Below are 22,849 nucleotides of genomic sequence, written 5' to 3'. Positions count from 1 at the left end.
ATGGATATTTATTTTTGTCGAGCTTGGATCTATCTTATTTAAATTAATGGCTGAACTTTTTACATGGTAAGAAATAAAGGCATATATCTTTCACTATAATGTCATAAAATGCAGGTGTGGATTTACATTCTTAATTATATAACCTTCGTGAAATCCAAAAAGTTTGATAAAATAACACTAATGATTGAAAGGGTCGGAGGGGATAAGGTTATGAAAAATGAAAGTAATGATATTTTATATATGCATATGCAGGCTTCCGAACGGTTTGTCCTTTTTAACGGTCTTACTTTTCAAGAGTTTGCCTTCTCACTGCCATATACCTTGAATTCCATCTTATTATTGAAACATCAATTCGATGGTGGGGAATATAATTTGAATGTTCTGCTTGAAAGCGTATCATCTGAAGATATTTCTAAACTCCTTAAAGAGAATGTTCAAGGGTATGGGGATTTCTGTTGGATCGATTTTGAAGAGGCAGACGGATTAGATGAATTAGAGGGGAGGGAAATATCGGAACTTTTATATTTAGGGCATACGAAAAATCATTTGGAGCCTCCTTTTTTTCGTAAACTGAATAATCAGTTCGTGTATCTTGCTCAGGATGACGGCTGGTTTAATAAAATTTATTTTCGTTCTCTTTCGACATATTATAATATGTTAGGGAGTCTAATTCCATTGAAGCTGGAGCCATTAAAAGTGGAAAGAAATTGGTTGAGGATCAGAAAGAAAAAAGAATTAACGGCTATTCCTGTAGATATCATTACTGCCTTGGCCCCTATTCTGGCAGAGGGTCTCGTTTTTTCATTCAGGCATGTTAAGTACTCAAGGACTAAGATTGAGGTTCCGGCATGGGTTGTGGGGGATTATTTAAACATGGATGAGATGTATGACGACTTTTCTGATAGAAAAATAAAAGAACCGGATGTCTTTATCACCTTTCATCGAAAGGAAAAAGTATGGGAGAGTGTTATAAAAAGCAACTCATTCTCATAATACCTCGAAAGTTGCCTGGGGTTACATAGAAGGAATTTTTACCCTTGATATATATGAGGTTTTTAGGTGTAAAACTTACTATCCCATGCATAAAGTAATTAATGGTCTATTTTATCATTGGAAAACCACCAATGATAGAAGTTTCACTTTTCCACGCATCAACAGGCTGTAAAGGTAATAAAAAAGGAAAAAATTTGGGTCAACAGCCTGTAAATGCCCGATTGGTTCCGACGCACAAGATGTGCTAACACAGGAGTTGCCACAGGACGTGGCGAATTTAGCCTGTGATTATACTAAGGTAATCATTGGAAAACCACCAATGATAGAAGTTTCACTTTTCCCCGCATCAACAGGCTGTAAAGGTAATAAAAAAGGGGGAATTTCGGGTCAACAGCCTGTAAATGCCCGATTGGTTTAACTAACCATCATTGGAAAACCACCAACGATAGAAGTTTCACTTTATCCGTTTTAGTGTAAAATGATACAATGAACAAGGTTAATAGAATATTGGAGGGTAATAACTCATGAAAACTAAACTTGGTTTGCTTTATGGTGGGAAATCTGCGGAGCATGATGTTTCAATGCAGACGGCTTTAGCGGTCATTAAAGCTCTCGATTTAGCAAAGTTTGATATATATCCGATTTACATAACAAAAGATGGTTCTTGGATAAATGGACCGAAGTTAACAGGACCTGCTGAGAGTGTGGAGGCTCTAACTTTTACAACTGAAAGATCGATCTCTCCTCTTGCTCTACAAGCTCATTCAACGGATGAAAATAGTGGATCTACGGGATATGATGTCATTTTCCCACTACTTCACGGACCGAATGGGGAAGATGGAACCGTACAAGGGATGCTTGAGCTATTGAATCTTCCTTATGTAGGGAATGGAGTTCTAGCTTCATCTGCTGGAATGGATAAGGTAATCATGAAAAATATTTTTGCTCAGGCTGGTCTTCCGCAAGTGAAATACACTTGGTTTATCCGCTCTGAGTGGGAGAAAAATACTGAAAGCTCCATTAATAAGGTGGCAGAAGAGTTAGGGTACCCATGCTTCGTTAAACCGGCTAATTTAGGTTCAAGTGTCGGTATCAGCAAATGTAATGATGCAGACGAATTAGAAAAAGCAGTTGCAGAAGCATTTCAATTTGACCGGAAGATAATCATCGAAGAAGGAGTCATTGCTCGTGAAGTTGAGTTTGGTATTCTTGGTAATGATGACCCCTCTTGTTCAGTAGCAGGAGAAATTATTCCTAAGAAAGACTTTGCCTTCTATGATTATTCAGCAAAATATGTTGACGGTAATTCAGCGATGGTCATTCCAGCGGAGATAAAGGAAAGTGAATATGCAGCTTTATCTGAAATGGCTATAACGGCCTTCAAGTCATTAGACTGTTCTGGACTGGTTCGAGCTGATTTCTTTTTAACGAAAGAAGGAAAAATCTATATTAATGAAGTTAATACAATGCCAGGATTTACTCCATTCAGTATGTTCCCGTTATTGTGGAAGCACACAGGCATTGACTATCCAGCGTTAATTGAAACACTTGTGAAGCTTGCCTTGGAACGTCATGAAGAAAAACAGAAAATCAAATATACAGTTTAAACGTCAGAGAATTTATTAGTAATTATAATAATCCATCAAAGGTGATTTATGTAATGGATTCAATTCAGCAGGAGTCGGGGTATCATACCGGTTTCTGCTTAGTTTGTTTAATGGAAAAAGAGAGAGCGGTTAACGGTTCGATGAATGTAGGAGGAACGAAATGATAAAGAGAACGTTAAAACAAGTATATGAAATGGTAGGTGGATTGAATGATATTATTCCATTTCAGTCCAAAGGAATTCATGGAGTAACTATTGATTCAAGAACAGTTAAGGAAGGATGTTTGTTCATTCCGTTAAAGGGTGAGCAGGTTGATGGCCATCAATATGTCAAGCAGGCATTAGCGCAAGGAGCGGCGGCTTCTTTTTGGCAACGAGATATTCCGAATCCTCCCCAAGATTTACCGATTATCATTGTCGAAGATACCGAAATAGCACTCCAGCAATTAGCGCGCTCTTATCGTCAGCAATTGAATATTAAAGTCATTGGGATAACGGGAAGCAATGGTAAAACAACTACAAAAGATATGACGGCTGCCCTGCTAGCTACCACCTATAAAGTTCATAAAACCAATGGTAACTTCAATAATCATCTTGGTCTGCCGCTGACGGTGCTTTCTATGGATGAGGATACGGAAGTGGCTGTTTTGGAAATGGGGATGAGTAGCCGTGGTGAAATCGAGTTTTTATCCAAAATGGCAAGACCTGATGTAGCTGTTATTACCAACATCGGTGAATCACACTTATTGGATTTAGGTTCACGTGAAGAGATTGCCAATGCAAAGCTAGAAATTGTTGAAGGATTGGCAGAAGACGGAACACTGATTTACCATGGTGATGAACCTTTGCTCTGTAACCGGATTAAAACCGAATTTCCTGAATTAAGGGTAGTATCTTTTGGACGTACTGAACAAAATGATTTATTTCCAAAGACGATTACGCAAGGGACAGACAACACCTCGTTTACAATCACAAATGATAAACAGGAAATTAACTATGAGATTCCAGTTCTAGGGCATCATAATGTTCTTAATGCATTGGCAGCTATACTGGCTGCGAAGGAATTGCAAGTAGATGTTTCATCGATTCAAAAAGGTCTGTCAACTATCCGGTTAACTAATATGAGAATGGAAATGGTTGAGGGTGCGAAGGGACAGAAAATCATCAATGATGCGTATAATGCCAGTCCAACTTCTGTTAAAGCTGCGGTCGAGTTGATTGAAGGCTTATCTGGTTTTGAAAATAAAATCCTAGTACTGGGAGATATGTTGGAGCTAGGGAGACAGGAAAAAGACTTTCACTTGAAAATCGGTGAACTAATTTCTGGTGATCGTATTGATAGAATCTTTACGTATGGTCCGCTAGCCAACTTCATTGCCAAAGGAGCGAGCAAAACCTTTTCAGCTGAGAAGGTTCGGTCTTTTCAAGATAAGCAGCAGCTAATTGAAGAGCTTAAGAAGTCTACCCAGGCCAATGATATAATTCTTGTTAAAGCATCGAGAGGTATGAAGTTAGAGGAAGTTGTTCAAGCTTTACAAAAGTAAAATCTAGAGTAAAAAAAGCCGATTTTTTTGAAATCGGCTTTTTTCTATCACATTCAAAAAAGCGTACCAGCAATAATACAGATGTCATCATTTATTTCTGAATGCTTCATCCTTGAAACCAGTAACTTCTGCAGAAGGTCATGCGTATCAAGATGGACGTTATCAATAAACTCCCTCTCAATATTTTCAAACCGGTTAACGGCAGGGCGATTGAATGACTCAGAAAGTCCATCTGTATAGGTGATGAAACGGCTCCCGGCATTATATTGAAATACCACTTTTTTAATAGGCATATCAGGAATAAGGCCTATAGGTATCGACCCTTCACTTAAATTGTGGATTTCATTGGTGCATGGGGAATACATAAAGGCTGGAGGGTGTCCACAGTTCACATATTCGATGAGCCGTGTCCTTGTATTCACGTAACCAATGAAGGCTGTAAAGTAAGAGTTATTCACACTTACCTTCTGCATATCTTGAAATAGTTGCCCCATATGTTTATTCAGTTCCTTTGTAATGAAAATAGGGTCTTTTACACGTTTAATAAGGTCTGGCATTAAAGTGCGGATGGACATGCTTATAAGTGCGGTGTGAATGCCTTTTCCGCAAACATCGATGATTATGAATCCGTACTTTCCGTCGTCAACCTCCATCCAGTAAAATAAATCTCCGGACAGCTCACTTGAAGGTTGGAAAAGCCCATGGATCTCTATATCTTTCTTCTGGATCGACAGTGGTAAACCTAATTGTTGAAAGTTCCTTGCAATGTGCAGACTCTTTTTTGATTTCTTGTTAATTTTTTCAAGTTCCTGTTCATTCATTTTTGCTGAGTACAACTGCATGCTGATGTTTTGGAGGGATTTGAATTTTATCTTAATTTCCACAGAATTGGCTGGAACTGCTATGATTTCATAAAAGGTCTTTTTCGGTAACACCTGAGGATTTTCCATTCTTCTGGATCGTTTGTAAATAAATAAAATAGGAATCTCAAGAGATTCTGCTAAGGCAAACATGGAAGTTTGCTGCCAACAATCTTTTGAAATGTGTAAAGGTAATATAAATAATGATTGCAATAAGTCCGTTGGGGCATGGAATAGATGCCTTTGATTGAGTGGGTCTTCTAAAAAAATGACTTTTTTACTAAATGTCTCTAACATAAGACTAAAGTCCTTGCACAAAGGAATATCTAATGTGTATATGTTCATGTAACCCCCCTAGTATCTTTTTAATAGGTCAATCATACTGCATTTCGACTAGTTTAATATCTATTTTAAGTGAAAATTAATTATTTTTTTAGAATTATCCGACTTCCACTTATTTATAAACACGTTAAACTATAAAGAATTACGGGTATAAAGTCTTGTTGCGAGAAAAGGAAGAATGGAATAAGGGTGAGTGGGTTTCTAATTAAATGGGTATTTTATATTTAAGGAAGAATTTACTGAAAAAAGAGAAAGAATTCAGCGGTTCTCTGAATGTATTTTGACTCGTGCGCCTTTATATTTTGCCCTTTTACTTATGTTAAGCAGCATTGAAAAAGAATGTTGGAACTATATTGACCCAAAACATTATATGGAGATATAACGTTTATTTTGAGAATTCAACATACTGTGAGGTGTTATAGGCAAGATTCCAAGTTCCAAAAAAATATAAAATACCATTAATTTGATTTATCTAGTGTAAGTTTGGTCAATTGTAAAGGAAGCAGTTTTCTAGCCTAAATGTAGATACGTCTAAGTTCCCCTAATTTGAGGAGAGTTTTAGACAAATCTAATGGACAAGTGTGACAGGATTTTTTTGAAACCAAACATTAAACAGTTTCAATGTTGTATGAATACAATATATTAGTTAATAAACGTATCTCGGCCGCACATTTTTCTATGGGGATTTTCATTTTAGCTTTTCTTGAATACTCGAAACTTTTGAGTAACCATGGATGCAGTGATATCCTTTATTGCAATAACAGTTTGAAAATGGTAATATAAAGTATGAGTTTAAATGTCTTATCATTGATGATTAATTAAATTAAATCAGGTTGAGGCAACAAAATTGTTTGTTCTTACATGTTTCATGAGGTTCATTTTTGAGATTATTTTAGATTAAATAGGCCGCGCGTCTGGTCATATATAAAAGCTGCATTTCTTGGCGGCTTTAGTAGCTAATAGGGAATCAAGCCGCGTTTAGCGCTTTTCCACTTCTGCAAATCCTCAACGCACCGGGCCTGTTTTGTATAAGAATCTTGGCGCTCGTCAAGTTTTATTCATACAGTCTTTTAAGTCTGTGGAATAATAGGTGCAGCAGCCCTCACCTGAATAAAACGGTGAAACAGCCGTTTATGCTACTTTTAATTTTCCATATTGAATTTAATTTTGGTTACATGTACTTTTAAAAAGATGGGCGTATGTTAAAAATAAGTCTACACGTGCGCGATGCTAAGAATGCCAGTGAAATGTTCGTGCTGGTATATTTCCTTTTTAAAAAATCATATTGAGTTCATTTGAACTAAAAGGCAGACATACTTTTAGGTGATAATGATAAACTTTTTCATAAGAGATAAAGTAGAACATCCGTCATGATGATGAGGATTTGAACTAAACATCTGTGCATGATCTATGAATGCACGTGTAAATTTACGATATAAAAAGGAGTACGAAAACATTGACATTGTTTAGCGAATTAGGATTAGATAGAACGTCTATGAAATCAATAGAAAAAATGGGATTTGAAGAAGCAAGCCCGATTCAAGCCCAAACGATTCCACTAGCACTTGAAGGTAAAGACATTATTGGTCAAGCGCAAACAGGAACAGGTAAAACAGCAGCGTTCGGTATTCCATTGATGGAAAATATCGATATTGCCAATGAAAATGTGCAAGGAATTGTTATTGCACCTACACGTGAGCTTGCGATTCAAGTTTCTGAAGAACTTTTCAAACTTGGTTATGGAAAACGCGCTCGTGTATTAGCGGTTTACGGTGGACAAGATATCGACCGTCAAATCCGTGCTTTAAAGAAAAAACCACATATTATCGTTGGTACACCAGGTCGTCTTTTGGACCATATCAAACGTAAAAATATTAAATTAGGCGGAGTTCACACTGTAGTTCTTGATGAAGCAGATGAAATGCTTAACATGGGATTCATTGAGGATATCGAATCAATCCTTTCAACGGTTCCGGACGAAAGACAAACATTGCTCTTCTCAGCTACTATGCCTGACCCAATCCGTAAAATTGCTGAAAGATTCATGCAAGAACCAGTTCTTGTGCGTGTAAAAGCTAAAGAAATGACTGTAGATCGTATCGAACAGTATTACTTGGAGCTAAAAGAAAGTGAAAAATTCGATACACTAGCGCGTCTTTTTGATATTCAAACACCGGATCTTGCTATTGTCTTCGGACGTACAAAACGCCGTGTAGATGAATTGGCTTCTGCATTGAATATCCGTGGCTATATGGCTGAAGGTATTCATGGTGACCTTAGCCAAGCGAAACGTCTGTCAGTATTGAAAAAATTTAAAGAAGGTAGTATTGATGTACTTGTAGCGACAGATGTGGCTGCACGTGGACTTGATATTTCCGGCGTAACTCATGTATACAACTTTGATATCCCTCAAGATCCAGAAAGCTACGTTCACCGTATTGGACGTACAGGACGTGCGGGCAAACATGGTATTGCGATTACGTTTGTAACACCAAGAGAAAGAGGCCAACTGCATGCGGTTGAACATACAACGAAAAAACGTATGGAGAAACTTAAAACTCCTACATTAACTGAAGCGTTGGAAGGCCAACAAAAAGCAGTAACAGAAAAAATTCTTTCAGCAATTGAGAATGATGATTTATCATTATACCTTGGTCAAGCTGAAGAGTTATTACAAAAACACGGCGCAGCAGATTTAGTTGCAGCTATGCTTAAATCAATGACAAAAGAACCGGATCAAACGCCAATCAAGTTAACGGAAGAGTCTCCATCCCCAATGCGTCGTAACCGCGGTGGAAGCAGTTCTTCTAATAACAGACAACGTAATGGACGTAGTTCTTCTGGCAGAAAAGATTACGGTAGCGGGTCAAGTAAACGTCCTAGCACAAACCGCAAATCAAATGGTTACGGTAATCGTAGCACGAGCCAAAAAAGAGAAAAATCGAATAAAATTTAATTGAATTTAAAATGCCGCTCATTAGAGCGGCATTTTTTTTGTCTAATCCCCCTAATTCCTTAGGATTCCTAAGTTGAATTCAGTATTGAATAGGCTGGTTATTAACATTGTTTGGAAAGTGTTTAAATCCCATCACCCAAATATAGTATAATGGATGAAAGCGAAGGGTGGATGACGTAGATTCATTCAAATATAGCCTGTGCAGAAGAGGAGAACCTTATGGAGCCTCAAAATCGTATTTCGAATAAGGCGTTGACTGTTTGGAAAATCAGTGGACTTATAGGCTGTTCAATAACGTGGATTTTGAGCATCGCTATTTTAGTGTTAACCATCATTTTTGATTGGACTTATTGGGTTTTTGGGGCAATGATTATTATTTCAATAATCCAATCCTACCTGACCATTTTTCTGATTCCTTCGGTAAAATGGAAGAGATGGCGTTACGAAGTGAGAAATACAGAGATTGACATCCAAAGTGGTATTTTTGTCATTAAAAGAACGCTCATACCGATGATTAGGGTTCAGCATGTTGAAACGAAGCAAGGACCTTTATTAAGAAAATATGAATTAGCGTCTGTTGAAATTTCTACGGCAGCAACAATGCATGTCATACCTGCTCTGGATCTTACAGAGGCAGATGAATTACGGCACTATATTTCTAAAATGGCCAGTGTGGAGGAAGAAGATGTCTGAACCTAAACGGCTTCACCCCATAGCTGTATTGCTCAACATTATTAAATCGATAAAAGAGTTAGTTTTTCCTTTTCTACTAGTGGTCGTTCTTCCAGGGAAGAATGATGGAATACCAGGTTGGATTCAACCTCTGGTCATTGGCATTATAGTACTTTTACTAATTGTTAACGCATTTATACAATGGTTACGTTTTACATATCGCATAGAGGACGGCGAATTTAGAATTGAGTCCGGAGTAATCGTAAGGAAGAAACGGTATATTAAGTTCGATCGGATACATAGTATAGATATTTCAGAGGGCATTATCCAGCGGATATTCCGTCTGGTGAAGGTGAACATTGAAACTGCAGGCGGTACTCAGGCGGATGCTGTTTTATCAGCCATAAGGAAAAGTGAAGCCGCACAACTTAACGCTTTAATAATAGAGGAAAAAAACAAAAAAACAAATAACTCTCTTGAAGGGGATTTTTCAGAAGAGGGAATAAAAGGGAATGGAGAAGTAGAAAAAGCTACTTCCGTTTTTAAGCAGACATTGCCACAACTATTCATTATGGCAGCTACTTCGGGAGCAATCGGTGTATTCTTATCTGGCGGAATCGCTTTTATTTCACAGTTTGATGAGATAATCCCTTTTGAGCGAATATTTAAGGATTATGAAGAGTTTATTGGAATGGGCACTATTATTCTTACTGTGCTAGCTATATTGGGTATATTGGTCGTTTATGTGCTAGCTACCTTAAGTATGGTTATTAGGTATGCTTCTTTTACCGTGGTAAAAACGGATGAGGAAATTGTTATTTCTAGGGGGCTGCTTGAGAAAAGGAGGCTGACTATCCCCATTCATAAAGTACAAGGTATTCGAATCATGGAAAATCTGGTTCGAAAGCCATTGGGGTTGGCGACAGTTTACCTTGAGTATGCAGGTGGCAGTGTGGAAGATAAAGAAAGTTTATCCATCATGCTGTTCCCTTTGATCAAAAGGAAACATTTACATGGCAAAATCCAAGAAATTTTACCGGTTTATCAAACAGCTATGGAAATGACATCTCTACCTAAGCGTGCTTATTCCCGATACGTATTTCGAAAAGGTATCTACATCATCCCAATTATCGGTGCCATGGTATGGTTTTTCAGACCATGGGGGTTCCTCTCACTGTTGCTTATTCCGTTTGCATTGGTTTGGGCTTATCTCCAATATAGAGATGCTGGGTGGAGTATTGAGGGGGATTTATTGCTTTTATGCAGTCGTTTTCTTTCTAAAGAGACTTTGATTATGCAGAGAAACAGGATTCAATCAATCACATATAAAAAGAGTTGGTTTCAAAAACGTAAAGAACTAGCAACTATTTCAGCTTCGATTAAATCAGGAGTCGGCTCTCAAGTCGGTATGGTAGTGGATGTAGAAGAAAAAGATTGTCAAATAATTAAATCTTGGTTTTTACCAAAAAAAGCAGTCGACTCCCAATGATAAAATAGGAAGAGTCGGCTGTTTGTCCTACCATTTTTTTCTCCAATATAAAGGAGCTGTTAAAACGCCAGTTACTAGACCTGATAAGTGTCCGACAACATTTATTTGCGGTTGAATAAATGTCATAATAATTGCAATGCCAGTTAGGGTATAAACCGTATTTTTCTCGTTGTTCGAAAAATTACTTTTATTAAACAACACAAGGTAGAGGAAGAAACCGAGTAAGCCAAAAATTGCACCGCTTGAGCCAACGTGGCTATAAGTTAGTGGCTTAACTAAGAAGGTTGCAATGTTCGCAAGGATACCGGTCGATAAAAAAAAGATCGTGAATTTAAAGGAGCCGAGAAAATTCTCAAGTGATGGACCAAAGATGGCAAGTGAGAATCCATTAAAAAGTAAATGTGAAAAGGTGCTATGTAGAAAAATTGGTGTAATCAAGCGCCACCATTGTCCATCAGCAATGTATAAGTTCACACCTGTACCATAATAAAAAAGTACATTGCCGGGAAATATGGGGAAAAGGACGAGAACAAAAACAATCATCATAATAAGAATGAGCACAGTCACGGCTCGGTGGGAAGTAGCGTATTCACGAAAACTTTCAGTTCTTGTAAACATAAATTCCTCCTTATCATAAAGATTTCAATTACATATAATATTATCATTTTTTGGTAAAAGGGTCCTCCTAATACCTATGCAAGATATTAATTAATAGAAGAGGTGTCAAAGTGATTAAAGGAATAGGCGTGGACATTACCGAGTTGGACAGAATGGAAACATTGATCAAACGGCAACCCCGTTTTAAGAACCGCATATTAACTGACAGAGAAATTTTGATATTTGAAAGATTAAATGGAAGAAGAAGGATTGAGTATTTTGCTGGCCGTTTTGCTGCAAAGGAGGCTTTTTCAAAAGCGTACGGTACAGGAATTGGTAAACACTTGTCTTTTCTGGATATAGAAGTCATCACGGATGAAAAAGGTAAACCGTTGATTTCAAAGCCTTTTTCGGAGGGGGTTCACCTCTCAATCAGCCATAGCCGTGACTATGCAGTAGCTCAAGTTGTAATTGAAAGGATGAACTGAGTTTGTCTTATCGGGTCATAATCCTTAAGGTTGTCTCATATACATTTAGTGCTATAGGGAGACAAGGCCCGGTAAAAGGTACATGGCAGAGTAGGTGCTCTCGAAAAGATTTTAGCGGGATCAAAAGTGTCCATGCTAAAATGCTGAGGAATGTAAGACATCAGTCGAGCCAATGTCCGGATCCTGCCTTTTCCTCTCCCTTTTACGTTCAAATGACAAAAAGGGGTTGAAAAGATGAAGAAGATGTTAATGCTTTTTGCAGGGATCATGCTCTTGCTTGCTCTTTCTGCTTGCGGCCAAAAATCACAAGGTGATGTAGTGAGTGAACTGAATGACAAGCTTGGAGAAATGAAGGGATATAAAGCCAATGCGAAAATGACACTGAAGATGGGGACGGAGCCTCAAGTGTATAATGTGGAAATCTGGCATAAAGATCCTTCTTTTTATCGCGTAAACCTAAAAAATGAAGAGAAGGATCAAAGTCAGATGATCTTGAAAAATGATGATGGTGTGTATGTATTGACACCTGCTTTGAATAAAAGCTTTAAATTTCAAAGCGAGTGGCCGGAGAACAGCAGCCAGGCCTATTTGTTTGAGTCGTTAGTGAAAGACATTACGGAAGATAAGAGTGCGACTTATAAAGAAACAGATAAACACTATGTTTTTGTGACAAAAACACGCTATCAAAACAATAAAATGCTACCTTTTCAAGAGATTACTATAAATAAAAAAGACCTATCTCCAGTGAGTGTTAAAGTCATGGACCCTGATAAGACGGCGTTAGTCCTTGTGGAATTTTCAAAAGTGAAATTCAATACGAATTTTGATAAAGATGCATTTGATATGAAAAAGAACATGACAAGTGCACAACTTGAAGCCCCTGTCATGGCAGAAGTCCAAGATGAAGGGTTTGCGGTTAAATATCCTGAAGCTATTAATGGCATGAGTTTAACAGAAGAAAAAGAAATTGCAACCGAAAAGGGAGAACGTATCATTTTGACATATGAGGGCACAAAAAGTTTTACATTGGTTCAGGAAAAAGCTGAGGTAGTACAGACGTCAGTTTCAACTAATGTGAATGGAGAACCGGTTGATTTAGGATATACAGTTGGAGCTATGACGGGAAATACGATTGCATGGACTTTTGAAGGTGTAGATTACATGCTTGCATCAAAGGACTTAACCCAGGAAGAGATGATAGAAGTAGCCCGTTCAGTTGGGGGAGACCCTGTTAAATAGCAGTGCATAACGAGCTGATGTTTCCCGTCGCCTTTTAAGGGTTCTCCCATGAAGGATAGGCGGGGAAGCGGCTTGTTATACTGTTAAATTATTTTCGGTTGGAGCGGTTTATTATTTATGGAAAATTAGCATCATGGTAAAAAAGCACTTTAACTTTCTATCCGTTGGTTATAGAATGGTCTATAATAAAAGGCAAACTTCGATACTGAGAAGAAATCTTATTGCGAGTGTAAGAAAGAAGGAACTTGGTTTGGAAACGAAAATATTTCACCGAGATACATGGGCAGAAGTAAATTTAGATAATATTTATGAAAATATCACTTCTATGAAAAAAAGGCTGCCATCCGGCATTAGTCTTTTCGCTGTTGTAAAAGCAAATGCGTATGGACACGGAGATTTTGAAGTGGCTCAAACTGCGCTTGAAGCAGGGGCTGACTTTTTAAGTGTTGCATTTGTAGATGAGGCTCTGGCTTTAAGGAAAAAGGGGATTTCAGCGCCGATTCTAGTACTTGGGGCCTCAAGGCCTGAAAGTGCAGGACTTGCTGCTGAACAGGGTATTTCGTTGACGGTTTTTGATGTAGCCTGGTTGGAAAGAGCAAGGGATAATCTTAAACCAGGTCAAATTCTACAAGTTCATGTGAAAGTGGATAGTGGTATGGGGAGAATTGGGATTCGTGATAAAGACCAGCTCACGAAGGTGGAGAGCTTACTTAATCAAGAAGCGTGTTTCAACTTTCAAGGGATATTCACTCATTTTGCTACAGCAGATGAACTAAAGACCGACTATTATGAAAAACAACTTGAGGTATTTAAAGGAATGCTTTCAACCTTAATTAGACGACCTGAATATATTCATGCCGCTAATAGCGCAGCATCTTTAAGGTTTACTGATCCTGAATGGAATGCAGTAAGAATGGGGATTTCCATGTATGGTCTAAGTCCCTCAATGGAAATGCTTCCTATTTTACCGTTCCCGTTAAAACAAGCCATATCGTTGAAAACGAAGATGGTCGCAGTAAAGCAACTAGTTAAGGGTGAAAGTGTTAGCTACGGAGCGACTTATACTGCTCAGGGAAATGAATGGATTGCCACATTGCCAATAGGGTATGCCGATGGCTGGATACGAAAGCTTCAAGGACAGGAAGTTATTGTAGAGGGGCGAAGAGTGCCAATAGTCGGAAGGATTTGCATGGATCAATGCATGATTAAACTACCCGAGTCTTTCCCTGTAGGAACAGAGGTTACGCTTATTGGAGATAATGGAAATGAAGCGGTTTCTGTTGATGAGATAGCAGCGAAGCTAGAAACAATTAATTATGAAGTAACTTGTATGATAGGTGCGAGGGTCCCCCGCATATATATAAAAGACAATCTTTTAGATCATGTGCGCAACTTTATCTTAGAATAATTGGATTGTAAAAAAATCCTAAGATTGTGAATAAGATTTCCTTCATTATGCTGATAATAGGATTGAGAATAGAATATACTCTTTGCAGATAGGCATTTTAATGGTAATATTGAAAAGGATATATAATAAAGGTGTGTAGTGATGGTGGAGGTGTATGTTTGTGTCTGAATCCAGCGCAACAAGAGAGATATTAATTCGATTACCTCAAAATTTTTTAACTGAGTTAGATGGGTATGCGAGTGAAGAAAATGTTAATCGCAGTGAATTTATTTATCGTGCCACAAAAATGTATCTTCGCGAACGTAAAAAGAAAGAGTTTCGTGAATCGATGAAACGCGGTTATATTGAAATGGCGGCCATTAATTTAACGATTGCTTCTGAAGCCTTTCAGGCTGAATTCGAGGCTGGGCATTGCGTTGAACGATTAGTTAGCGGAGGCTGAGCCATTGATTGTTGTTAAGCGTGGTGACGTATACTTCGCAGACCTTTCCCCGGTAGTCGGTTCAGAGCAGGGTGGAACACGTCCGGTACTCATTCTACAAAACGATATTGGTAATCGCTTTAGTCCGACTGTGATTGTGGCAGCCATTACAGCTCAAATTCAAAAAGCGAAATTGCCTACACATGTTGAGATTAATGCGAAAAAGTACGGATTCGAACGAGATTCCGTTATTTTATTAGAACAGATCCGGACAATTGATAAGCAGCGTTTAACTGATAAAATTACGCATCTTGACGAACCTATGATGCAAAAAGTCAATGAAGCTTTGCAAATCAGCTTAGGGCTCATTGAGTTTTAGAGAAAAGTTTTCCCGTTATTACGGGCGTTATTATAATACAAATTATTCTTTCTATATTTTAGATGACACGATTCCTGCATTAGTGGGAATCGTGTTTTTTTGCATTTGTGGATTCAGTGTATTATTCTCCTGTGATCTTTTTATTTCTAATAGGATTTGAAGAAGAAGAATTAATGCAGTTAAGGTAGTCCCTCTCATTTTATTGTTTAATGATGGATGGAACTTTCAGCAGGAAAAATAAAGATTTTAACGAAATAATAGAATGTTTATACAATTTTTTAAATAGTATCCTCCTAATTTTTCTTTGAAGAATGTTTTCAAATTCCTTTTTCGGGTAAAAAGGTATGTTGTAAATATTAAATAAAACAAACAAAAATATTGGGGAAGAACGGTAACAACCCTTGGTGGAGTTACATTACAGTTCGATAACATCCTTGTGACGAGGACGGGAAAACATAGTAATTGTGTTAGAATGGGAGGATATTATGAATCAATTGGTTTACGATTTTATTAAGCAAAATCAAGATTACATCCTAACTGAGTGGATGGATATCATGAAGGAAAGTACGGACGAAAGATTAATTAAAGTTGTCTCTGATCGGATGTTTACACAAACGAGTAGTGAATTTATAGATATGATTATCACGCATGTTGATAGTAAAAACAGGGAATTTACCTTGAAGCTTTCTGATTTTGCTGAGAAAGTCGTCCAATTAGGATGGCCGCTTACCTTTGTGAATGAAGGACTTCATAAATTCACGCTAATTGTTATTAATGGAATGGTTGAAAAAGGCATTGTAACTCCTGGTAATCAAGTGGAACTTGTTAACCATTTAGATAAGTGGTCCACTCCAATAAATAATGAAATAGTCAATATATATACCCAAACTTGGGAAAGAACTGTCTCATTGCAAAAAATAGCCTTGCAAGAACTCTCGGCGCCACTTATTCCTGTATTGGAAGGTATTACGGTTATGCCGCTAATTGGAACAATTGATACAGAGCGTGCGAAGCAGATAATGGAAAATCTGTTGACTGGTGTGGTTAAGCATAGGTCTGAAGTCGTTCTAATTGATATAACAGGAGTTCCGGTTGTGGATACAATGGTTGCCCATCATATTATTCAGGCAGCAGAAGCAGTCCGATTAGTAGGCGCGAAATGCATACTTTGCGGCATTCGCCCTGAAATCGCCCAAACTATTGTGAACCTGGGAATTAATTTAAATGAAGTGATTACAAAGAATACATTGAAAAAAGGAATTGAAGTTGCTTTAGAATTAACGAGCCGTAAGATTGTAAAGGTGGAGGGATAGGTATGAGGATTCCGATATTAAAGCTTTATGACTGCTTGTTAGTCTCTATACAGTGGGAATTGGATGATATGACAGCCCTTCAATTTCAAGAGGATTTACTGCATAAGATACACGAAACAAGCGCGAATGGAGTTGTCATTGATATTACATCAATTGATTTTATAGATTCCTTTATCGCAAAGGTATTAGGTGATGTTTTTAGTATGTCAAAGCTTATGGGGGCCAAGGTTGTAATTACAGGAATCCAGCCGGCTGTTGCAATAACATTAATTGAACTGGGAATAAGTCTCGATGATGTTCTGACAGCATTAGATTTAGAGAAAGGCCTGGAGAAATTACAACAGGAACTGGGGGATTAAAGAATGGAGTTCCAATCCTGCGTAAAAATCATAAATGAATGGGACATTGTAGCTGCAAGGCAGCTCGGAAGAAATGTCGCTAAAGAGCTGGGATTCGGTACAATAGACCAGGCTAGAATCACAACAGCTATAAGCGAATTGGCCCGAAATATATATCTATATGCTGGACAAGGCAGTGTAAGCATAGAAAAGCTAAATATAAATGGAAAGTCAGGGTTGAAAATCATTGCAGAGGACCAGGGGCCGGGAATAGAGGATATCCGCAGGGTCATGGAAGACGGATATACCACTTCAGGGGGACTGGGAGCAGGCCTTCCTGGAGCCAAACGTTTAATGGATGATTTCGATATTGAATCGATACCAGGTGAAGGGACTAAGATCGTCGCAACCAAATGGCTCCGTTAGGGGGGACTATGGATATTAAAGAGAATATGGAGAAAAAGTATTATGAGGCGCTTTCTACCTATCTTAAAGACCAAAATGAGCAGGCGCTTTATCAAGGTCAAAAAATCAGTCGCCTAAATATTAAATACAATATATCTCCAGAAGAAATTATCAGTATGCATAAAAATAACTTAATCGAATTATACCCGGATTTACCAGTGAAAGTAATGGATTCTTTCGATTTTCTGCTTGAAGTCATGATGGGCTACGGTATTGCATATCGTGAACATCAGAGCCTTAGACATCAACAGCAGGAACTAAAAACGGAGATAGAGATTGCAGCAAATGTCCAACATACGCTTTTAGAAACGAAGATACCGGATATCAAAGGCCTGGAAATTGGGGCGATTAGTGTCCCTGCTAGGCAAATGAATGGAGATTATTATCACTTTGTTCAGGATGAATATGAGCGCATCGGAGTAGGAATTGCGGATGTAATAGGGAAAGGGATCCCTGCGGCCTTGTGCATGTCAATGATTAAATATGCGATGGATAGTCTTCCTGAACATAGGCATGAACCGAATAGTGTGCTAGAGAGTTTAAATCGTGTTGTAGAGCACAATGTTGATCCAAGTATGTTTATTACGATGTTCTATGGATTATATGACCCTCATGACAAGCAATTTTCCTATGCTTCAGCTGGTCATGAGCCGGGGTTTTACTATGACGCCACTACAGGGAATTTTAGCGATTTAGATGCAAAAGGTTTACTGCTTGGGGTAGATAAAAAAACAAGGTATCGACAATATGAAAAAACAGTTAATCCGGGAGATATGATCATTTTGTTGTCGGATGGAGTAACAGAGTGCCGAACAAATGATGGTTTTATAGAACGGGAAACACTCATTGGTTTTATCCAAAAGAATATGCATTTACAAGCACAGGAAATAGTAAATAACATATATAAACAATTGGAGAAAATGCAGAACTTTCAACTAAGGGATGATTTTACATTAATAATTTTAAAATCAAATGTTTAGTATATTTTCTTCGGGGTATAGATATAAGCATGAAGAGGATATAAAGAGGTGGGTCAAGGATGAATATAACGGTAGATGTTAATGAACTAAATGCGGAATTTATTGTGAAACTAAAAGGTGAAATTGATGCCTATACTGCACCAAAATTAAGAGAATCGCTATTTCCAATTTCAGAACAGGACAATGTTTCGATTATTATTGATTTAACTGAAGTTTCCTATATGGACAGTACCGGGTTGGGGGTATTTGTTGGTGCGTTTAAAAGCGTAAGAGCACATAATGGCGAATTTACCTTGATTGGCTTATCAGAAAGGTTACGACGATTATTTGATATTACGGGTCTTGCAGATATCATTGATATTAAAAGTGGTACAGAGGGTGGGTTAGAATGAGTCAAGTATATGATTACATTGAAATGAAAATACCTGCAAAACCGGAATTCATCGGTGTCATCCGTTTAACACTTTCTGGGATAGGTAGCCGGATGGGATTTGCGTATGATGAAATTGAGGATTTGAAAATCGCTACCAGTGAAGCGTGTACAAATGCGGTACAGCATGCCTATAAAGATCTTGAAAAAGGCGAAGTGAAAGTAAGTTTTGGGCTTTACCCTGACCGCCTAGAGGTCATGGTTTCTGATAGTGGAAAGAGCTGTAATTTCGAAGAGATTCGTCAAGGGCTCGGTCCATATGAGCATGGGCAAAAAGTTGAACTCTTGAGAGAAGGAGGCTTGGGTCTTTACCTCATTGAAACTTTGATGGATGATGTGAAAATTCATCAGCATGACGGGGTTACAGTTTTTATGACTAAGTTTTTAGAAGGAGAGCAGGTGGAGATGGATGCAAAAACAGTCTCAACCTAATCAAGCACAAAGAGAACAAGTTAATGAATGGATTAGAGCCTATCAGCAGAATCAGGATGATGAAGCGCAAAGTAATCTGGTAATTCATTATAAAAGTTTGGTTGAAACAATCTCTCGTAAATATGCAAAAGGGAGATCGTTTCAGGAAGATATCGCTCAGGTCGGTATGATTGGTTTATTAGGTGCCATTCGACGATATGATGAATCTTTCGGTAAAAGCTTTGAGGCATTTGCTGTTCCTACTATTATCGGGGAAATCAAAAGGTTTTTGCGTGATAAAACATGGAGCGTCCATGTGCCAAGAAGAATAAAAGAACTTGGACCAAAAATCAGAGTGACAGTCGAGGAATTGACGACGACTCTGCATCGTTCACCAAGAATAGATGAAATAGCTGATTGTATAGGAGTAACAGAAGAAGAAATCTTAGAAGCAATGGAAATGGGGAAAAGCTATCAGGCTTTATCTGTTGATCATTCTATTGAGGCAGATTCTGATGGTGGTACGGTTACGTTGCTGGATATATTCGGCAACGTAGATGAAGGTTTTGAAAAAGTCAATCAGCGCCTAGTACTTGAAAAGGTGCTGCATGTACTAAGTGACCGTGAAAAGATGATTATTCAACACACTTATATAGAAAATTTAAGCCAAAAAGAAGCGGGGGACAAACTTGGTATTTCACAAATGCATGTATCGAGACTCCAGCGCCGCGCAATCAAAAAACTTCAAGAAGCTATTAATGCCGAAAACTCGGAGTTAATATAGTGATTAAAGACATAATGCGAGAAGAGAAAATAGAAGTCCTTGTCTCCCAATCTTCTAAAAACGGAATGATTTATTGTGGTGATGATTACTTTTTTCTTCATACGAAGGAATACTTTGTTTGTGTATTAGCGGATGGCCTAGGTAGCGGAAAATCCGCTTATGAATCCTCCCATGCCGTAATAGAGGTAGTAAAACGTAACCATGAGTTAGATGTTGAGTTGCTAATGGAGGTCTGTAATCAAGTTTTGATCGATAAGCGGGGAGCGGCCGTTTCTATCTTGAAAATCTATTATGAAAAGAATGAGTTCGTATACAGTTCAGTAGGCAACGTTCGCTTTTTCTTGTACAATCCAAGCGTCGACAAGCTGGTTTACCCCCTACCTGTAACCGGATATTTATCCGGTAGGAAGCAAAAGTATAGAACGCAGAGCTTCAAATACGAACCAAATGCCAAATTCATTATTCATTCAGATGGGTTGGAACTTAAGGGAGCTAAATCGTACTTAAAGAGGCTGGTCCCTATCGATAAAAACGCTCGTTGTATTTTGGAAAGCAGCCCAGCTACTGCGGATGATACAACTTTCATTTTAGGAAGCTTACTTTCGTCGTAATTCGGAAGTGAGCTTTTTTGTATTGGATTCGCAACTTCATCTCTCATTTGCTAGACTATATATATCAGAATAAAAAGGTTGGAGGTAATAAATTTGATAGTAGTAGAAGATTCATTAAAAGAATTAATTAAACAAATATCTAATGAGTTAACTTTGAAAAATCATCAAGTGCAAAATGTCATACAGATGCTTCAAGATGGTAATACCGTTCCTTTTATTGCTCGTTATCGAAAAGAAATGACGGGTTCACTAGATGAAGTGCAGATTCGTTCTATTATGGAAAGATGGAACTATCTAGAAAACCTTGGGCAGAGAAAAGTGGAAGTTACACGCTCGATTAGTGAACAGGGTAAATTGACAGAAGAATTAAAGTTACAAATTGAAAAGGCAACAAAGCTGCAGGAAGTGGAAGATTTATACCGACCTTTTAAACAAAAAAGGAGAACGAAAGCAACTGTGGCTAAAGAGAAAGGCCTTGAACCGCTTGCAATTTGGCTTCTTGAATGTCAAGTTCAGGCTTCAGTTAGTGAAAAAGCAGCCGAATTCATATCTGAAGAAAAAGAAGTTCCTTCTATTGAAGAGGCAATTGCGGGTTCGCAGGATATAATTGCTGAACTTATTTCTGATGATGCTGAATTGAGGAAATGGATAAGGGCTGAGATTTTTAAAGCAGGAAAATTGTTCTCCATTGTGAAAAATGAAGAAAAGGACGAAAAAAAAATCTTCGAAATGTACTATGAATATGAAGAGCCTGTCCAAAAAATCGTCCCACATCGAGTCTTGGCACTTAATAGAGGTGAAAAGGAAGAGGTTCTACGAATATCCATCCAGCCTCGGACAGAAATTATTATTAGTTATTTGGAACGGAAAATCATTAAAAATAATCAATCCGAAGCGGCAGGGTTGATTAAGGAAGCGATTGAAGACGGACTTAAGCGTCTAATCATGCCTTCTGTAGAACGGGAAATAAGAAAAGAGCTAACGGAAAAAGCAGAAGATCAAGCTATCCATATATTCTCGGAAAACCTTCGCAATTTACTACTACAGCCTCCTCTTAAAGGGAAAGTGGTCCTTGCTCTAGATCCAGCATATCGGACGGGTTGTAAGTTGGCTGTTATTGATGAAACAGGCAAAGTACTCGATATCAGTGTAATCTACCCACACCCTCCTGCTGCGAAGTTTGAAGCTGCTCGTGAAAAAACAATTGAAATTCTTCAGCGATTCGCAGTGGAGATTGTGGCAATAGGTAATGGAACGGCATCTCGTGAATCGGAGCAATTTATTGCAGATATTTTAAAAGAAGTGAAAGGGAATATATCTTATATAATTGTTAATGAAGCAGGTGCCAGTGTGTATTCAGCATCTGATATTGCTCGTGAAGAGTTTCCGGATCTTCAAGTTGAGCAGAGAAGTGCAGTATCAATTGGGAGAAGACTGCAAGATCCACTTGCGGAACTTGTTAAAATCGATCCCCAATCCGTAGGAGTAGGTCAGTATCAGCACGATGTTTCTCAGAAAAAGTTATCAGAATCCCTTACTTTTGTTGTTGAAACAGCTGTTAACCAAGTTGGGGTGAACGTCAATACAGCTTCGTCATCTCTATTACAATATGTAGCTGGGTTATCAAAATCTGTTGCTCAAAATATAGTGAAGAAAAGGGAAGAAGAAGGGAAGTTTTCAAGCAGGAAGGAATTAAAGAAAATTCCTCGGCTTGGTGCTAAAACGTACGAACAGTGCATAGGTTTTTTGCGTATTATTAATGGCAATGAACCTTTGGATCAAACCGCGATCCATCCGGAGAACTACGGGGCCGTGAATAAACTGTTAAAGAAAATAGGATTCACGTCTGAAGACTTAGGCAGTGATGTTTTGAATAAAGAGTTAGTCAAATTAAATCCAACAGAATTAGTGGATGAATTAGAAATTGGAGAAATCACGATTAAGGACATTATTGATGATTTAATGAAGCCGGGAAGAGACCCTAGGGATGAACTATCAAAACCTCTGCTTAAGCAAGATGTGCTAAAAATGGAGGATTTAAAAACCGGAATGGAATTACAAGGTACAGTAAGGAATGTTGTAGACTTCGGTGCATTTGTGGACATCGGTGTCAAACAGGACGGGCTGGTGCATATTTCTAAATTAAGCAACCGATTTGTAAAACATCCATTGGATGTAGTTGCTGTTGGGGATGTTGTAACAGTTTGGGTCGAGAAGGTGGACTCTCAAAAGCAAAGGGTATCTTTAACGATGCTGCAGCCTAAAGATCAAGATTAGCTATTATAAACTCCTTCTATATAGAAGGGGTTTTTTATTACTGTAAGAATAGTAATGCTTCTTTATAATTTATTAGTGCTTGGTTCAAATGGAGGTCTATAATCGAAGACTTTCTTTTTTTTGATAAAAAAACCAGCATTGATTCAACATCTTCACTTGATAATAATCCTTTTCATAAAAGGCTTTACGAATTTGATTTTGGAACCAATTAGGCATAGCGCTTACCTCCAGTAGTTTTCTATTGTT

At 38.0% G+C, this 22,849-nt stretch carries 23 protein-coding genes; 20 read left to right on the top strand and 3 right to left on the bottom strand.

Going from position 1 to position 22,849, the window contains the following annotated elements; all coding sequences use genetic code 11:
- The first annotated feature begins 210 nt into the window (after nt 1–210).
- The 3 genes from JFU24_RS15045 (at nt 211) to JFU24_RS15035 (ending at nt 4,143) form a co-directional block, all read left to right on the top strand.
- Entirely contained in the window at nt 211–993 is a 783-nt protein-coding gene (locus JFU24_RS15045) for a hypothetical protein (protein ID WP_201188321.1), read from the top strand.
- A 524-nt stretch (nt 994–1,517) separates the two neighbouring features.
- Entirely contained in the window at nt 1,518–2,600 is a 1,083-nt protein-coding gene (locus JFU24_RS15040; RefSeq protein WP_056526341.1) for a D-alanine--D-alanine ligase, read from the top strand.
- A 160-nt stretch (nt 2,601–2,760) separates the two neighbouring features.
- The gene (locus JFU24_RS15035) at nt 2,761–4,143 is read left to right on the top strand and encodes a UDP-N-acetylmuramoyl-tripeptide--D-alanyl-D-alanine ligase (protein ID WP_201188323.1); all 1,383 of its coding nucleotides are present in this window, start codon (nt 2,761–2,763) and stop codon (nt 4,141–4,143) included.
- A gap of 53 nt (nt 4,144–4,196) precedes the next feature.
- Here the strand turns inward: JFU24_RS15035 and JFU24_RS15030 are convergent, their stop codons facing one another.
- The gene (locus JFU24_RS15030; protein ID WP_201222401.1) at nt 4,197–5,348 is read right to left on the bottom strand and encodes a PP2C family protein-serine/threonine phosphatase; all 1,152 of its coding nucleotides are present in this window, start codon (nt 5,346–5,348) and stop codon (nt 4,197–4,199) included.
- Between the two features lie 1,453 nt (nt 5,349–6,801).
- On the opposite strand from JFU24_RS15030, the gene JFU24_RS15025 reads away from it, so the two are divergent.
- The 3 genes from JFU24_RS15025 to JFU24_RS15015 all read left to right on the top strand — a co-directional run bounded on the left by JFU24_RS15025 (nt 6,802) and on the right by JFU24_RS15015 (nt 10,462).
- On the top strand, nt 6,802–8,301 hold the full coding sequence (locus JFU24_RS15025) for a DEAD/DEAH box helicase (protein WP_201250158.1): 1,500 nt from the start codon (nt 6,802–6,804) through the stop codon (nt 8,299–8,301).
- Between the two features lie 219 nt (nt 8,302–8,520).
- Nucleotides 8,521–8,994, top strand: coding sequence for a PH domain-containing protein (locus JFU24_RS15020; RefSeq protein ID WP_056526348.1), 474 nt, complete (start codon nt 8,521–8,523; stop codon nt 8,992–8,994).
- Entirely contained in the window at nt 8,987–10,462 is a 1,476-nt protein-coding gene (locus JFU24_RS15015; protein ID WP_201222396.1) for a PH domain-containing protein, read from the top strand. The genes JFU24_RS15020 and JFU24_RS15015 overlap by 8 nt, the downstream gene beginning before the upstream one ends.
- Nucleotides 10,463–10,489: 27 nt before the next feature.
- Here the strand turns inward: JFU24_RS15015 and JFU24_RS15010 are convergent, their stop codons facing one another.
- Nucleotides 10,490–11,080, bottom strand: coding sequence for a rhomboid family intramembrane serine protease (locus tag JFU24_RS15010; protein WP_201188331.1), 591 nt, complete (start codon nt 11,078–11,080; stop codon nt 10,490–10,492).
- A 110-nt stretch (nt 11,081–11,190) separates the two neighbouring features.
- Here JFU24_RS15010 and acpS point away from each other — a divergent pair, with 110 nt between their 5' ends.
- The 14 genes from acpS (at nt 11,191) to JFU24_RS14940 (ending at nt 22,603) form a co-directional block, all read left to right on the top strand.
- The gene (acpS, locus tag JFU24_RS15005; RefSeq protein WP_201222390.1) at nt 11,191–11,547 is read left to right on the top strand and encodes a holo-ACP synthase; all 357 of its coding nucleotides are present in this window, start codon (nt 11,191–11,193) and stop codon (nt 11,545–11,547) included.
- 234 nt (nt 11,548–11,781) lie between these two features.
- Nucleotides 11,782–12,786: a LolA family protein gene (locus JFU24_RS15000; protein ID WP_201222389.1), complete on the top strand. Its 1,005-nt coding sequence runs from the start codon at nt 11,782–11,784 to the stop codon at nt 12,784–12,786.
- Nucleotides 12,787–13,036: 250 nt separating this feature from the next.
- Nucleotides 13,037–14,194: an alanine racemase gene (gene alr / locus JFU24_RS14995; RefSeq protein WP_242485344.1), complete on the top strand. Its 1,158-nt coding sequence runs from the start codon at nt 13,037–13,039 to the stop codon at nt 14,192–14,194.
- Nucleotides 14,195–14,354: 160 nt separating this feature from the next.
- Entirely contained in the window at nt 14,355–14,636 is a 282-nt protein-coding gene (locus JFU24_RS14990; RefSeq protein ID WP_034306380.1) for a CopG family ribbon-helix-helix protein, read from the top strand.
- Nucleotides 14,637–14,643: 7 nt separating this feature from the next.
- Entirely contained in the window at nt 14,644–14,994 is a 351-nt protein-coding gene (locus JFU24_RS14985) for a type II toxin-antitoxin system PemK/MazF family toxin (RefSeq protein ID WP_034306610.1), read from the top strand.
- 485 nt (nt 14,995–15,479) lie between these two features.
- A complete protein-coding gene (locus JFU24_RS14980; protein WP_053348281.1) occupies nt 15,480–16,307 on the top strand; it encodes an RsbT co-antagonist protein RsbRA in 828 nt (275 codons plus the stop codon).
- A 2-nt stretch (nt 16,308–16,309) separates the two neighbouring features.
- Entirely contained in the window at nt 16,310–16,666 is a 357-nt protein-coding gene (locus JFU24_RS14975; protein ID WP_034306376.1) for an STAS domain-containing protein, read from the top strand.
- Between the two features lie 3 nt (nt 16,667–16,669).
- Complete coding sequence (locus JFU24_RS14970; RefSeq protein WP_053348280.1) at nt 16,670–17,071, top strand: anti-sigma regulatory factor; 402 nt, start codon at nt 16,670–16,672, stop codon at nt 17,069–17,071.
- An 8-nt stretch (nt 17,072–17,079) separates the two neighbouring features.
- Nucleotides 17,080–18,090, top strand: coding sequence for a PP2C family protein-serine/threonine phosphatase (locus tag JFU24_RS14965; protein WP_201222387.1), 1,011 nt, complete (start codon nt 17,080–17,082; stop codon nt 18,088–18,090).
- A gap of 59 nt (nt 18,091–18,149) precedes the next feature.
- Nucleotides 18,150–18,482, top strand: a complete 333-nt coding sequence (locus tag JFU24_RS14960; RefSeq protein ID WP_201188335.1) for an anti-sigma factor antagonist — start codon at nt 18,150–18,152, stop codon at nt 18,480–18,482.
- Nucleotides 18,479–18,952 carry an anti-sigma B factor RsbW gene (gene rsbW / locus JFU24_RS14955; RefSeq protein WP_201250157.1) on the top strand — a complete coding sequence of 158 codons (474 nt, stop codon included), beginning with the start codon at nt 18,479–18,481 and terminating at the stop codon, nt 18,950–18,952. Before JFU24_RS14960 ends, rsbW begins: the two co-directional genes overlap by 4 nt.
- Nucleotides 18,930–19,715 (top strand): RNA polymerase sigma factor SigB, encoded by a 786-nt coding sequence (gene sigB, locus JFU24_RS14950; RefSeq protein WP_056526373.1) that lies wholly within the window; start codon nt 18,930–18,932, stop codon nt 19,713–19,715. Before rsbW ends, sigB begins: the two co-directional genes overlap by 23 nt.
- Complete coding sequence (locus tag JFU24_RS14945; protein ID WP_309558402.1) at nt 19,715–20,326, top strand: PP2C family serine/threonine-protein phosphatase; 612 nt, start codon at nt 19,715–19,717, stop codon at nt 20,324–20,326. The genes sigB and JFU24_RS14945 overlap by 1 nt, the downstream gene beginning before the upstream one ends.
- Before the next feature lie 93 nt (nt 20,327–20,419).
- Nucleotides 20,420–22,603, top strand: a complete 2,184-nt coding sequence (locus JFU24_RS14940; RefSeq protein ID WP_242485343.1) for a Tex family protein — start codon at nt 20,420–20,422, stop codon at nt 22,601–22,603.
- Between the two features lie 96 nt (nt 22,604–22,699).
- Here the strand turns inward: JFU24_RS14940 and cmpA are convergent, their stop codons facing one another.
- Nucleotides 22,700–22,819, bottom strand: a complete 120-nt coding sequence (gene cmpA / locus JFU24_RS14935; RefSeq protein ID WP_089364909.1) for a cortex morphogenetic protein CmpA — start codon at nt 22,817–22,819, stop codon at nt 22,700–22,702.
- Nucleotides 22,820–22,849: the final 30 nt, after the last annotated feature.

The sequence above is a fragment of the Peribacillus sp. TH27 genome (assembly GCF_016650915.1).
Classification (GTDB): Bacteria; Bacillota; Bacilli; order Bacillales; family DSM-1321; genus Peribacillus; species Peribacillus butanolivorans.
The sequence above is the reverse complement of the archived record's forward strand: the minus strand, read 5'-3'. Positions and strand labels throughout refer to the sequence as shown.

Bases quoted from the DNA above. Each gene is read 5' to 3' on its own strand.
- JFU24_RS14965 (WP_201222387.1), top strand. From the start codon at position 17,080: ATGGATATTAAAGAGAATATGGAGAAAAAGTATTATGAGGCGCTTTCT.
- JFU24_RS14960 (WP_201188335.1), top strand. From the start codon at position 18,150: ATGAATATAACGGTAGATGTTAATGAACTAAATGCGGAATTTATTGTG.
- JFU24_RS14970 (WP_053348280.1), top strand. From the start codon at position 16,670: ATGGAGTTCCAATCCTGCGTAAAAATCATAAATGAATGGGACATTGTA.
- JFU24_RS15035 (WP_201188323.1), top strand. From the start codon at position 2,761: ATGATAAAGAGAACGTTAAAACAAGTATATGAAATGGTAGGTGGATTG.
- rsbW (WP_201250157.1), top strand. From the start codon at position 18,479: ATGAGTCAAGTATATGATTACATTGAAATGAAAATACCTGCAAAACCG.
- JFU24_RS15045 (WP_201188321.1), top strand. From the start codon at position 211: ATGAAAAATGAAAGTAATGATATTTTATATATGCATATGCAGGCTTCC.
- JFU24_RS15015 (WP_201222396.1), top strand. From the start codon at position 8,987: ATGTCTGAACCTAAACGGCTTCACCCCATAGCTGTATTGCTCAACATT.
- JFU24_RS15000 (WP_201222389.1), top strand. From the start codon at position 11,782: ATGAAGAAGATGTTAATGCTTTTTGCAGGGATCATGCTCTTGCTTGCT.
- JFU24_RS15040 (WP_056526341.1), top strand. From the start codon at position 1,518: ATGAAAACTAAACTTGGTTTGCTTTATGGTGGGAAATCTGCGGAGCAT.
- sigB (WP_056526373.1), top strand. From the start codon at position 18,930: ATGCAAAAACAGTCTCAACCTAATCAAGCACAAAGAGAACAAGTTAAT.
- JFU24_RS15030 (WP_201222401.1), bottom strand. From the start codon at position 5,348: ATGAACATATACACATTAGATATTCCTTTGTGCAAGGACTTTAGTCTT.
- JFU24_RS14975 (WP_034306376.1), top strand. From the start codon at position 16,310: ATGAGGATTCCGATATTAAAGCTTTATGACTGCTTGTTAGTCTCTATA.
- JFU24_RS15020 (WP_056526348.1), top strand. From the start codon at position 8,521: ATGGAGCCTCAAAATCGTATTTCGAATAAGGCGTTGACTGTTTGGAAA.
- JFU24_RS14980 (WP_053348281.1), top strand. From the start codon at position 15,480: ATGAATCAATTGGTTTACGATTTTATTAAGCAAAATCAAGATTACATC.
- cmpA (WP_089364909.1), bottom strand. From the start codon at position 22,819: ATGCCTAATTGGTTCCAAAATCAAATTCGTAAAGCCTTTTATGAAAAG.
- JFU24_RS15010 (WP_201188331.1), bottom strand. From the start codon at position 11,080: ATGTTTACAAGAACTGAAAGTTTTCGTGAATACGCTACTTCCCACCGA.